This window comes from Halobacillus litoralis, from assembly GCF_009856355.1.
GTDB classification, from domain to species: Bacteria; Bacillota; Bacilli; order Bacillales; family Halobacillaceae; genus Halobacillus; species Halobacillus litoralis_B.
On the sequence record NZ_WMEW01000001.1, the window covers coordinates 625,780 to 638,856 of the forward strand.

Genomic DNA, 13,077 nt, shown 5'->3' on the forward strand with positions numbered 1-13,077 from the left:
GTCATACCATATGACACAGGACCCCGGGAGGTGTATTGTCACCGGGCTGTTGAACGCTTCCCTCCGGACTGAGCATGGAACAGATCGGCATATTTCCCGCCTTGTTCCATCAAGGATGTGTGTGTCCCCTGCTCCACAACCGCCCCTTTCTCCATAACAAGAATCAAGTCAGCCGACCGGATCGTGTGCAGCCGGTGGGCAATGACAAAACTAGTCCTGTCTCTCATCAATTCCGCCAGGCCTGCATTGATTTTCTTTTCGGTGACGGTGTCAATGCTGCTCGTCGCTTCATCAAGAATCAACAGGACAGGATCAGCAATCATCGCCCTGGCGATGGAAAGAAGCTGACGTTGTCCGTGGCTGACCCCCTTCCCATCTGAATCAAGCTTCGTATCATATCCATCAGGAAGCCGGACGATAAAATCATGCGCGTGAGCGGAGGCGGCGGCACGCTCCACCTCTTCGTCTGAAGCATCAAGACGCCCGTACCGGATGTTTTCCCGGATCGTTGTGTTAAACATTACGGCATCCTGAAGGACGACACCCATTTGACTGCGCAGGCTGTCCCGGCGGATTTCATTCAAATCTGTACCATCCAGGAGAATCCGCCCACCACTTGGTTCAAAATATCGGGATAACAAGGAGATCACGGTCGTCTTCCCTGCTCCGGTAGCTCCAACAAGGGCTGTAGTCTGCCCCTGTTCCGCCGTAAAGCTGATGTGTTTCAACGTGTCCTGTCCTTCCTTATAGGCAAAAGAGATGTCCTGAAATTCCACTTTTCCCTTAAGCGGAATGGATACAGCCTGTGATTCGTCACTGGTTTCCACATGTTCATCCATAACTTGAAAAACCCTCTCCGCTCCTGCAGCAGCGGACAAGATCATATTAAACTGATTGGCGAGATCATTAAGCGGACGCGTGAACTGTCGGGAGTAGGTCGTAAAAGTGACCATGATCCCAATGGAGATCCATCCATTGACCGCCAGAAGACCACCTGCTCCTACGATAATGGCGAAGCTGACATTATTCAGCATGTTCATCAGCTTCGGAATAAAGCCGGTGTACACCTGGGCATAATAGCCGGACTCTCTCAGTGCCTTATTCTTTTTTGCAAAATCATTGATCACGTGCTGTTCTCTTGAGAACATTTTTACGATGGATTGTCCTGTAAATATCTCCTCTACATATCCATTCACATCACCCAGATGCCGCTGCTGCTTTTTGAAATAAGGACCAGTCCGGTTCGTAATCCATTTCATACCGATATACATGACCGGAACAATCGTCAACGTCAACAGGGTCAGGACCGGGCTGAGCCAGAGCATTATTCCGACTGTACCCACAATGGTCAATACGCTGGTGACAAATTGAACGACAGCAGTGTTTAATGTCCGGCTTACGTTTTCAATATCATTCGTAAGACGGCTCATCAATTCCCCCTGCGGCATATTTTGAAAATACACGACAGGAAGCTGCTGCACGTGAGCAAATAATTGACCCCGCATACGCTGGACAGCTTCCTGAGCAATCCCGATCATCCAGTAATTTTGGAGCCACAAAAAGACCGAGTGCAGAAGGTATACGATAAGCAGAAATCCAAGGAAGGTCATCAGGCGGCCTCCATCGGGATCATCGATGATGGCATCCACCGTTCTTCCAAGCAGGTAAGGACCCAGCAGCGATAAACCGGCGCTTAGTACAATCGCTGTTAACACGAGGAAAAAAACAGTTCTGTGTCCGCTCATATAACTCCAAATCCGTCTCAATGTCGAACCGAAATGACCGGCTTTTTCCCTCGGCATCCCAATCGAGTGATGACGTCCTCTCCCCGTTTCCTGACGATTCATGACATCACTCCTTCTTTCTGTGACTCAAAGACCTGCCTATAGTAGACACTGGTTTCAAGCAGTTCCTCATGCGTGCCTTTCGCAGCAATTCTCCCTTGATCCAGCAGCAGAATCAGATCGGCCTGCTGGATGGAACTGATCTTCTGAGCTGTAAGGAAGACCGTACAGGACTGATTTTCCAGACTCTTCATGAGCTGTTGTTCGGTATGGGCATCAAGCGCACTGGTGCTGTCATCCAGCAGCAGAATCGAGGGTTTCCGCACTAAAGCCCGGGCAATGGACAACCGTTGTTTCTGTCCGCCCGAAAAAACAACCCCCTTCTGTCCGATTTGAGTATCATATCCCTCAGGAAGCGATTCGATAAATTCAGCAATCTGCGCTTGAGCAGCTGCCTCCTCGATCTCTTTTTCGGAGGCCCCTTCCTTTCCCCAGCCGATATTCTCACGAACCGTTCCTGAGAACAATTGGACCTCCTGAGGAACGAGGCTGACGGACTGTCTTAACGCCTGCAAGGCATATTCCTCCACATTCCTTCCATGAAAAAGAATCTGCCCGGATTCTTTTTCATATAATCGGGGTATTAAATGAAGGAGAGAGGTTTTACCTGCGCCTGTCTCTCCAATGATTCCCACGGTGCTCCCACTCTCAGCTTCAAAGGATATGTCCCTGAGTATCTGATGACCCGACCGCTGGAAAGATACATTAAGAAAACGGATTCCGCCCTGGGCTTTATCAAACGGACCGGAATTTATGCATCGACCATTTTCCACGGACGACATAAGGACCTCTTCCACCCTTTCGGCAGAGGCCTGGCCCCGGGAAACCATAAGAATGAGGAAAGTAAAAACAGAAAACGTAAAAAGGATTCTTGTCGCATAGTTGATGATGGCTACGAGTTCACCGGGCTGCAGGCTTCCGAGGCTCAGAAAACCGGAGCCTGTCCAGAGCAGAATAAGAATGACCGCATTCATCCCGAACATCACCATCGGCATAGCCGTTTCCATCAACCAGAGCGCCTTTTTATTCTGATCGACGAGCTCCGCATTGGCCGTACGGAACTGCTCTTCCTCATAATCTTTACGATTGAATCCCTTCACAAGCCGGACGGCGGATAAGTTTTGTCTGATCACACTGTTCAAAGCATCGAGTTTCTCCTGCACTTTTTTGAAGTACCGGACTCCTTTGATTAAAATGAAAAACAAGAATAGGAGAAACACAGGAACACACCCGATCAATATCAACGAAAGCCGTACATCAATGGTCAGCGCCATGATAAGGGCGGTAATGATAAACAAAGGGGCACGGAGGCCGATTCTGACCAGCATAAAGAGCAGGGACTGCAGCTGGATCACATCATTCGTTATTCTTGTGACCAGGCTCGGGGTTGAAATTGTTTGAAACTGTTCATCAGTAAAGTACTGGACTTTCTCAAATAAGTCCCGTCGCAGATCATGTCCAACCCCCTGGCTGAAATCCGCAGCATAAAAGGAGTTCGTTATCCCGGCAGCAAAAGCGGCAGCCGATAAACCGAGCAGGACCAAGCCCCAGAAGGTGACCGCCGATAAATCACCTGTGACGATTCCATCGTCAATGATCTTCGCCATGAGTACGGGCTGAGTCAGTTCGACGACCAGTTCAATCAGCATGAGCATTGAAGCAATGGCAGCGGATTTTTTATAAGGATGAGCATAAGAAAATATTCGTTTCATATTTTTTCCTTTCCGGCTGAGCCCGCTGTACAAGCTGCTCCATATCCAGCCCTTATTTTACGTACATTTCACCATTCGGCTTATACAGAAATCCCCAAATAAACTATATTAGTATAACTTATGTACAACACATACGCTCGTATTCGACCGGCTGAACCCCCCGGAATCACGGACTTAGTTGTTGCTTAAACAACTAATTTTAGTTCATAATGGTCTTTGTTGAAACTAACCTTTTTGTAACTACTTGTGATGTTAATTAAAAGGAAATAGAATTATAGTCATAGTGTTTTCCGATTTATCAGGAAGGTGATCCTTTTGGACAATATAAAGCCTATTTTTCCCGTCACGGAAGAATTACTCGAACTTGTGGACTTGTTGAATCAGATATCTCCATCAGAGGAAGGAAAAATCATTCCTCAAACGATGACGGTATTAAATAAAGTATATGCCCAGGGCATCATGGAAGGCTACGAAAAAGCCATGCTGAAGCAGGGGCAGAAAAAATAAATGGAAAAGAGGCGGAACTGATGGAAAGCAGAGTCGGCATTAGTGTCACACTGGAGGTCGTCTGTGGGAAATGGAAGGGGTTGATTCTCTGGAAGCTTCTGCAGGATGAATCGCTGCGGTTTAATGCCCTCCGCCGTTCTCTCGATGGGAATATTTCTTCACGGATCCTGGCACGAGAGCTGAAACAGCTGATGAATGACGGACTTGTGGAAAGAATTGACCATCAGACCGTCCCGCCTCATGTTGAATACCGCTTATCCTCCTACGGCCGGTCTACGGCTTCCTTTCTCCACGCCATGAACCAGTGGGGAATCAAGCACCAGGAAGAGATGCGTGCGGTGCAGTCCTACCCCGGCCGGACAGGTGACGAATCCACACCATAAAAAGAGGCACGAAAACATACGTGCCTCTTTTTTTCATGGGCTCATTCATCAGCTGGATACTGCAGACCGATCTGCCTGCGGGCTTCCTCCATGATGCGGGCGGTGATTAATGTATGTTCGAAAGAGTTCACAGCAGATTGTTCCGCTCCCTGTTGAATGACATCGATAAACTCGGCCACTTCGTAATACATAGGATGTGAACCATTCTTGACGTCCAGCTCCTCCCGCGTCCCGTCTCGATATAGAATATGAATATGGTCCGGCTCAGAAATATTCGGAATGATCATGGTCCCTTTTTCCCCTTGAATCTCCGAAGGGGCATGAGAATCAATAATTTTGGAGTGCATCACGACACCTTCCATATTTCCGTAGTCCACTGTGACAGAGCCCTGGCCGTCAACGCCGGTTTCCAGAAACAGACCGCTGGCTTTAATTGAGCGCGGAGCTCCGAATAATACGGCCATCGGATAAATACCGTAAATCCCTAAGTCCATCAATGAGCCATTGGATAACTCAGGCTTGAATGCGTTCAGCACTTCTCCCTGCTTATACGCATCATAGCGGGAGCTGTACTTACAAAAGTTCCCCACGTACCGGCGGATCGGACCCAGCTTATGCAGATGCTCCTGCACCGCTGCAAATCCCGGCATCAGTGTGGATTTCATGGCTTCCATCAGCACGACATTCTGATTTTTCGCGGTATCAATCATCCCGGCAATTTCCTTCTGGTTGGACGCCATCGGCTTCTCGCAGAGCACATGTTTCCCGTGCTTCATGAGAGTGACCGCATGCTCAGCGTGAAGAGCATTCGGACTGGCTATGTATACGGCCTCTATTTCTTCATTGAGGGCCAGATCGGTTATTTTCGTAAAGCGAAGCGGGGCTCCATATTGATCGGCGAACGCATCGGCCCGCTCCTGGTTTCTCGAATAAACGCCTGTCAATTCAAACTCCGGATGACTGCCCCCGGCTTCAATCAGCTTCTCGGTAATGGTATTCGTTCCTATAATGGCAAACTTCACCCACGATACACCTCCCTGTTCTTTATGGTCTTTATTATACATGAAACCATAAGGAATCCCCATATTTACAGCTTCTTTTTCAATTGATTCCAACCCAGCTCAGCCAGCTTTTCCTGCCCCTTTTTGTTCGGGTGGACATCTCTTTCAATGATATATTCCGGATGTCCGTCAAACACTTCATAAGCGTCAAGTAACGTGACAGACGCAAAATGCCGGACTAATTGAACGAGCGATTGATACTGCTTATTAATATAGGCCAGAGGGGCATTCAACTGATCAGAGGCAGCCGGATACGGATTGTACAGGTTATAGATAAAGATTTCCCCGTCTGTAAGCGCGTCAATTTCCAGAATCGTCGAATATACATTGTAGATAAGATTTCTGATGACGGGCGCCGCTTTTTCCAAATCCACTCCATGACCAGGATCGTTCTGCTTCAGGAAATTCAGGAGATCATTCCCCCCTATATAAAGAAGAACATAATCCGAATCGGCTACAGTCTTGCGGACAGCCTTATTTGTTTTCAACTCCTGAAGCAGTTCGCCTGATGTTAATCCTGGGACACTGAGGTTATGAACCGCCATCCCACTCTTTTCCCCAATTAAATAGGGAAAAGCTTGAGGGGAGGCCTGTTTGTTTCCCGGGGTCAGCTGATACCCATATGGGATGGAATCGCCAAGCGCTGTGATTTGCTTTTCAGAAGAGTAGACGTGGGCTGACCCCGTCATCCAGAGAAGCAGAAACAGCAGAAGTCCTATCTTCTTCATGCGTATCTTCCTTTGCTTATTTATGTAGAAAGGCGCCGGCAGAGCCGGACGCTTTTCATTACTTCGCTATAAACATCTGCACCCAGTAGTTGCCATCCTTGGCATAGCCGACACCAATATGGGTGATACTGTTATTCATGATGTTTTTCCTGTGACCGGAACTGTTCAACCATCCATCCACGACGGATTTCGGAGACTGCTGTCCTGCCGCAATGTTTTCAGCCGCTGTAGAATAGTCGACATCAAAGTCCTCCAGCATATCAAACGGACTGCCGTAGGTTGGAGACGTATGGGAAAAGTAATCATTTTTCGCCATGTCCTCTGACTTCACCTGAGCAACCTCTTCTACTTCCGCACTATTTTTCAATGGCTTCAACCCATTCTTTTTACGGGCTTCGTTCGTTAACTCAATGACTTTTTTCTGAAAATCACCGGATGCTGTCTGGCTTTCATTTGGAGTGGTGTCTTTTTCCGCCTGTTTATTGTTTCGTTCAGCAGACTCCGGCTGTCCTTGGTTATCCCCGGATGGTGCAGCCTGACGCTGGTCATACCGGCCTTCCTGATCAAAAAAGTACGGGCCTTCCATCGTTCCATTCGGACCATTGGGATTGATGCCCTCAAAATATACGTTGGCATCAAAGCGGCTCTGTTCATTGGAGCGGGGATCTACAGCATACCTTTGTTCCTGCTGCATGTTCTCATCTTCCGGATCAAAAGTAACCTGGTTCAAATTGTTGCGCTGACTTTCACGCGCACGTTCTTCTGTTGTATTACAAGCAGCCAGCAAGCCGATCAGCATGATGACTGATAAGATCATAAGGATATTCTTCCTCATTTTCATCCTCCTTAAGGAATAGGTTCATCTATACTATCTGCTCTTTCCATAACCTTATCCCTGCAAAGAAGTACCAGCACCACCGCCTGCGTCAACACATAAAAAAGCTGCGGATTTCCCACAGCTTTTTTATGTGTTAACGGCTGTTCAATTGAAAACAGACGACTTTCTGTTCCGTCATTGCCTCCATGCTGAATCGGACACCTTCGCGGCCGATTCCCGAGCCTTTCGTTCCACCAAACGGCATCTCATCAATCCGGTAATCACTGCTGTCATTGATCATAAGACCACCAACATCCATATACTGAACAGCTTCAAACGCTTTTTGGATGTTATTGGTGAAGATCCCTGCATGCAGGCCGTAATTCACGGAATTTGATAATTCAATGGCTTCATCCAGGCTTCTGACCGGATGGACAAGGACGACCGGTCCGAAAATTTCCTCCCTGGCTGCTTTTGCATCGTGCGGAACTCCGGTAAGAATGGTTGGATAGTAAAAGGTTCCATCCCGCTTTCCGCCCAGAACAATTTCCGCGCCCTCACCGACAGCTTCCTCCACCCAGTTTTCCACCCGCACCGCTTCTTTTTCCTGGATCATCGGCCCGACATCTGTGGTTTCATCCATTTTATCGCCCACGTTCAGAGCAGCCGCCGCTGCTGCAAATTCATCCAGGAAAGCTCCGTACTGCTGTTCTTCCACATAGATCCGCTGAACGCCGATACAATTTTGACCAGCGGCTGAAAAAGCCCCGGAGACACAGGCCTTCACAGCCGCTTCCCTGTCGGCGTCCTGTAAGACGATGACAGGGGAATTGGATCCGAGTTCCATACTTAACTTCTTTACCCCTGCTTTTTTCGTAATGGCTTCTCCTGCTTCAGGACCGCCGGTAAATGAAATCATCTGGACGGCCGGGTGGGTGATCAACGCATCACCAATATCTTTTCCAGATCCCGTGATTACAGAAAGGTAGCCTTCAGGAAGACCAGCGGCTGTAAAGGCCTCTGCGAGCTTCAAGGCGCTCAATGGAGTAACCGAGGCCGGCTTCAGGACCACAGCGTTCCCCGCAGCGATCGCAGGGCCGATTTTATGAGCCACTAAATTAAGGGGATCATTGAACGGCGTGATCGCCCCGATCACACCTATCGGAAAGCGCTGGTAGTAGCCGACTCTGTTTTCACTGCCTTCATTCTGATCAAAATTGATGGTTTCCCCTTTTAAACGCCGGGCTTCCTCGGCACTGATTTCGATCGTTTGAATCGTCCGCTTCACTTCTCCCCGCGCTTCTGTAATGGTCTTGCTGCCTTCCATGGCAATCACTTCAGCGAACGATTCCCGATGCTCCCGCACGTAGTCCGCTGCTTTTTTCAGCACATTCATCCGCTCATGAGTCGGCCAGGGATTACCCGCAGAAAAAGCACGATGCGCGCCTTCCACAGCTTCCTCCATATCCGTTTTTGATGCTGAAGGTACTTCGGCAATTAAACGCCCGTCCTGTGGGTTGTAGACAGGAAAAGTAGAGGCTGCCTCCACCCACCTTCCTGCGCACAGCATTTTTTCAATGACGTGATTTGTTTTCATGACTCTGCTCCTTTCCTAAACATTTATTTTCGATTGCTGCTTATGGTAATGGATCAGATCAATCAACAGCGCATAGCCGGTTTCCTTCAGTCCTGCCCCGGCACCTGTCATAAATATTGGTCCGGACATATCACACTCATATAAAATAGCGTTCAGAGCTCCTGTTACACCAGCGAGGGGCTCCTGTTGAGGCACGCGTTCCGGCTGGACTGTTCCTGTTACGCGTCCACCATTCCAGTCCAGCGTACCAATCAGCCTCCACTTCTCTCCCGCTTTGTCAGCTTCCTGTATGTCAGCCGCTGTCACACCTGTGATACCTGTACAGGGAATATCGTCCGGGGACAAAGGAACACCGAAAACATGACTCGACAGGATGGCCAGCTTATAGCGGACATCATAGCCTTCCACATCACTGACAGGGTCGGCTTCTGCATACCCCAGGTCCTGCGCCTGCTTGAGCGCATCTTTATACGCCAGGCCTTTTTCCATTTCCGTCAAAATATAATTGGTCGTACCGTTTAGAATACCCTGGATTTTATAAATCGTATTTCCAGCAAGGGTCTGCTCTGGAAGACGCAGCGCCGGTGTCCCGCTCATTACTGTACCTTCAAATCCGAAAAAGGCCCCCTTTTCCGACGCTTTTTCAGTCAATTCCTTATACGCATGGGCGACAGGACCTTTATTTGTCGTAATCACACTTTTCCCTTGATCCAGAGCCCGGCGGCAGTGACTCAATGCAGGTTCACCTGTTTCCACATTGGTATATGTGACTTCAACGATGACATCTGCATGAGAGTGATCAATCATCTCTATGCTGTCCCAGCCTTTAACAACCCCCGCCCGTTCAGGGTAGCCTTCCACAGTCCCATGATCGTTGAGCCCTTTCAAAAGAACAGGAATATCAAGGCCTTCCGGCTGATACACCGACCCTTTCATTAAGTCGCTGACTCCGACAACGACGGCCTCCAGTCCATAATGCTGCTTGAGCCGGGATCGTTTTTCTTCAATGATTTCCGCAAGCGCACGCCCTACACCCCCAAAACCGATAAAAGCGATTTTTACAGGCATTCTCATCCTCCTCGCTCTAATAGTTCGTAAGCACTGCCCAAAAGCACCTGCACCCCAAATGGCAGGGCTTGTTCGTCCAAATCAAAATCGGATTGGTGCAGACTTTTTTCTTCCTTCAGCCCGCACCCTAAGAAAAACATGGCCCCGGGTATGGTTTTTGTGTAGTAGCTGAAATCTTCACTTCCCATACCGAAGGGCTCTTCAATAAGCTTAAAACCGGACGCCGCTTTCCTTACTGCCCTATTCACCTCCGGATCGTTCACTAAAGCGGGTTCACCCCGCTGAACAGAAAGATCATAGCTTCCACCAAGGGCCGTCACTAAGGTCACAGTCTGCTTCAGATCCTCGACCAGCTTATTTCTGACGGACTCCTTGTAAGAGCGGATCGTCCCTTTGATCAAAAGCCGGTCCGGAATAATATTTCCCGCTTCACCCGCTTCGATCTTCCCAATACTGAGCGTCCCAATATCCAGGGGGTCCATGCGGCGGCCATTCAGGCTGTATAAAGCGCCCAGCAGAGACGAAGCGATCCAGATTGGATCGTTTACATGCTGGGGATAACCGGCATGACCTCCGGAGCCGTGGATAACAATAGAAAATTCATCATTGTTCGCCATGCTCGGTCCATCATGCCACTGCACTTCCCCGGTTTTACGCCACGGACACATGTGAAGCGCCACGAGCCGTTGAACATCATCCAGCCTGCCGGTCTGCAGCATTTTAACAGCCCCTGTTTCCCCTGCGGAGTCGCAGCATTCTTCTGCCGGCTGAAAGATCAGTTTCACCGTGCCGTTGAAATTCCCCTGCACAGCATCCTCATGCAGCAGTCGGGCGGCACCGAGCAGCACAGCCATATGGGCATCATGTCCACAGGCGTGCATCACGCCAGGATACAAAGAAGAAAAAGAATGGCTGGTCGTTTCCTGGATCGGAAGTGCATCCATATCCGCCCGCAGACCGATAACCGGGCCCTCTCCATGACTGATTGCAGCGACCACACCATAGCCGCCCACCTTCTCCTCCACATCATAGAGCGGAAGTTTTCTAAGTTCGGCAGCGACCGTTTCACTCGTCCGCTTTTCCTGAAAACTGCGTTCAGGGTGGCGGTGGAAATCCCTCCTCCAGATGATCAGCTGTTCAAATAACTGCCGGGCTCTAAGGGCCAAGTCCGGGTTTCTGGTTTTCACACCGCTTCCCCCTTAAGGCTTGACGTAGCTTTTTATAGACTGAAACGCATGGGCTAAGTCCGCCTTCAAATCCTCAATGTCCTCAATTCCTGCAGAATAGCGGATCAAACCTTCGGGAATGCCCATAGCAGCTCGTTCCTCCGGTGTACACTCCACATGACTTGTCGTTCTCGAAGGACCGACAACGGTTTCTACAGACCCTAAGTTCGCTGCTCTGTTGGCGTATTTCAACTTGGGAAGCAAATCACGAACGCCTGCGATTCCGCCTTTAACAGAAAAGCTGAGCATTCCTCCGAAACCTCTCATCTGCTCTTTGGCTGTCTGATGATGCGGATGTTCCGGAAGCCCCGGATAAAATACGGCCTCCACTTCATCAAAGGATTTCAAGTACTCAGCGATGGCTGCCGCATTTTTATTTTGCTGGTCAACGCGCAGCTTCAATGTTTTCATACCGCGCAGCAGAAGATACGCCGCCATCGGGTCGAGTGTGGCTCCATTAATTTCGCGGTAATGGTAAATGGGTTCAATCAGCTCTTTTCTGCCACAGACCGCTCCCCCAAGTGCATCGGCATGACCACCAAGGAACTTCGTAGCACTGTGAATGACGAGGTCAGCCCCCAGCTCAAGCGGGTTTTGGTTCACCGGTGTCGCAAATGTATTATCAACGATGACAAGCGCACCGGCAGCTCTGCCTGCCGCGGCCATCCGTTTGATATCTGTAATCTTCACCGTCGGATTGGTCGGGCTTTCCAGGTACAGCACCTTACACCCTTTAGCGACCTCCTCTTCAATCAACGCGTGATCCCCGGTCTCACAAAGAACGACCTCCACCTGCTGTTTAGGAAGAAATTCTGTAAAAATCTTATTCGTTCCGCCGTACGTATCTTTGATGGAAACCACTCTGTCTCCAGGGAACAGGTACGTACTCAGCGTATTACTGATCGCCGCCATGCCTGTAGAAAAGCTTGTGGCTGCCTCTGCTCCTTCCAAAACGCGGATTTTATCTTCAAAGGCCTGAACCGTCGGGTTGGTGTTCCTGCCATAAATATGGCCGGGCTTGGCGCCTACCGCTACGTCGTACCACTCATCCATGTCATCATATCCAAAGGATACGCTGTGGACGACAGGTACCTGTGTGGCTCCGAAGGCCAGCTGTTCCTTTTCACCGGCCCAGATGGATTTGGTGCTCATTTTGGCTTCTTTCATCATGATCATCTCCTTTATTATTCAAGGCGTTCCAGGTAAACCTCGCGATTGCTGTATCTTGAACCCCTGTTCCTGTTAAATCACACACCGTTATCTCCTCATCGGAAGTGCGTGCCTGTTTGCGTCCGCTTGTAAGCTCACCGAGTTCCATAACCGGACTTTTCAGAGCCGCTGCGCTCCTCAGCTCTCCAAGACGCTCGGACTGGTGGATAACATCGCATGTGATGCTGTCCGCTTTTTCCAGGACGCCGTGATCAAGCTCCTGCTTATGTTCCGCATCCGACCCCATAGCCGTAATGTGCAGCCCGGGTTTCATCCATTCCGCAAAAATGAGCGGCTTTCGGGATGGTGTAGTCGTTACCACGATGTCACTCTCTGCAACGGCCTCCTTCACACTGGAACAAATGGTCACCGGCAGGCCGAGTTCTTTTTCCATCTCTTCTTTATACGCTTCTGCCCGCTCCACTTTCCGTCCATACACATAGACGTGATCAATAGGACGGACGAACGTCAAAGCTTTCAACTGGAGTCTTGCCTGAGCACCTGTACCGATGATACCGGCCCTTCGTGCGTCTTTTCTGCTGCAGTACGCTGCACCAACCGCCCCTGCGGCCGCTGTACGCAGATCTGTCAGCATACCGTCATCAGCCAATACGGCGAGCGGCTGCCCTGTCCGGCTGTTAAGCAGGACCATCATCCCCCCGGATGTCGGAAGTCCGAGAGAAGGATTGTTAAAGAACCCGGACGATAATTTAACGGCAAAGCTGTCTTCACCCTCGATAAAGGCGGACTTTATATCGACTTCTCCGTTGTGCTCAGGCACATCTATACGCATAATAGGCGGCATCGTCACTTTTTTTGTAACCAACGATGTAAAAGCTTGTTCAATAACTTTGATGAGTGAAGGATCGAGACGGATGATACGCTCGATCTCCTTCCGCGTGTACAGTTGAATGACGTCCACTCC

Annotated in this window: 12 protein-coding genes; 2 read left to right on the forward strand and 10 right to left on the reverse strand. The window is 49.6% G+C overall.

Features of this window, described 5'->3' with window-relative positions:
• Nucleotides 1-38: 38 nt before the first annotated feature.
• Both GLV97_RS02885 and GLV97_RS02890 read right to left on the reverse strand, forming a co-directional pair.
• Nucleotides 39-1,847, reverse strand: a complete 1,809-nt coding sequence (locus GLV97_RS02885; RefSeq protein WP_237418547.1) for an ABC transporter ATP-binding protein — start codon at nt 1,845-1,847, stop codon at nt 39-41.
• Entirely contained in the window at nt 1,844-3,556 is a 1,713-nt protein-coding gene (locus GLV97_RS02890; protein WP_160888948.1) for an ABC transporter ATP-binding protein, read from the reverse strand. Before GLV97_RS02890 ends, GLV97_RS02885 begins: the two co-directional genes overlap by 4 nt.
• Nucleotides 3,557-3,862: 306 nt before the next feature.
• Here GLV97_RS02890 and GLV97_RS02895 point away from each other — a divergent pair, with 306 nt between their 5' ends.
• Entirely contained in the window at nt 3,863-4,063 is a 201-nt protein-coding gene (locus GLV97_RS02895) for a hypothetical protein (protein ID WP_224869012.1), read from the forward strand.
• 20 nt (nt 4,064-4,083) lie between these two features.
• A complete protein-coding gene (locus tag GLV97_RS02900) occupies nt 4,084-4,446 on the forward strand; it encodes a winged helix-turn-helix transcriptional regulator (RefSeq protein WP_160837153.1) in 363 nt (120 codons plus the stop codon).
• 41 nt (nt 4,447-4,487) lie between these two features.
• On the opposite strand, the gene GLV97_RS02905 is transcribed toward GLV97_RS02900, so the two are convergent.
• From GLV97_RS02905 to GLV97_RS02940, 8 genes are all read right to left on the reverse strand, one after another.
• Complete coding sequence (locus GLV97_RS02905; RefSeq protein ID WP_160837776.1) at nt 4,488-5,510, reverse strand: Gfo/Idh/MocA family protein; 1,023 nt, start codon at nt 5,508-5,510, stop codon at nt 4,488-4,490.
• A 23-nt stretch (nt 5,511-5,533) separates the two neighbouring features.
• The gene (locus GLV97_RS02910; protein ID WP_160837155.1) at nt 5,534-6,235 is read right to left on the reverse strand and encodes a GDSL-type esterase/lipase family protein; all 702 of its coding nucleotides are present in this window, start codon (nt 6,233-6,235) and stop codon (nt 5,534-5,536) included.
• A gap of 58 nt (nt 6,236-6,293) precedes the next feature.
• Entirely contained in the window at nt 6,294-7,070 is a 777-nt protein-coding gene (locus GLV97_RS02915; protein WP_160888949.1) for a CAP domain-containing protein, read from the reverse strand.
• 136 nt (nt 7,071-7,206) lie between these two features.
• Nucleotides 7,207-8,649, reverse strand: a complete 1,443-nt coding sequence (locus tag GLV97_RS02920) for an aldehyde dehydrogenase family protein (RefSeq protein WP_160888950.1) — start codon at nt 8,647-8,649, stop codon at nt 7,207-7,209.
• Nucleotides 8,650-8,664: 15 nt separating this feature from the next.
• On the reverse strand, nt 8,665-9,717 hold the full coding sequence (locus tag GLV97_RS02925; RefSeq protein ID WP_160888951.1) for a homoserine dehydrogenase: 1,053 nt from the start codon (nt 9,715-9,717) through the stop codon (nt 8,665-8,667).
• Between the two features lie 2 nt (nt 9,718-9,719).
• A complete protein-coding gene (locus tag GLV97_RS02930) occupies nt 9,720-10,904 on the reverse strand; it encodes an amidohydrolase (RefSeq protein ID WP_160837163.1) in 1,185 nt (394 codons plus the stop codon).
• A gap of 12 nt (nt 10,905-10,916) precedes the next feature.
• Nucleotides 10,917-12,110: a cystathionine gamma-synthase family protein gene (locus tag GLV97_RS02935; protein ID WP_202410550.1), complete on the reverse strand. Its 1,194-nt coding sequence runs from the start codon at nt 12,108-12,110 to the stop codon at nt 10,917-10,919.
• The gene (locus GLV97_RS02940) at nt 12,067-13,074 is read right to left on the reverse strand and encodes a cyclodeaminase (protein ID WP_337192727.1); all 1,008 of its coding nucleotides are present in this window, start codon (nt 13,072-13,074) and stop codon (nt 12,067-12,069) included. Before GLV97_RS02940 ends, GLV97_RS02935 begins: the two co-directional genes overlap by 44 nt.
• Nucleotides 13,075-13,077 lie beyond the last annotated feature (3 nt).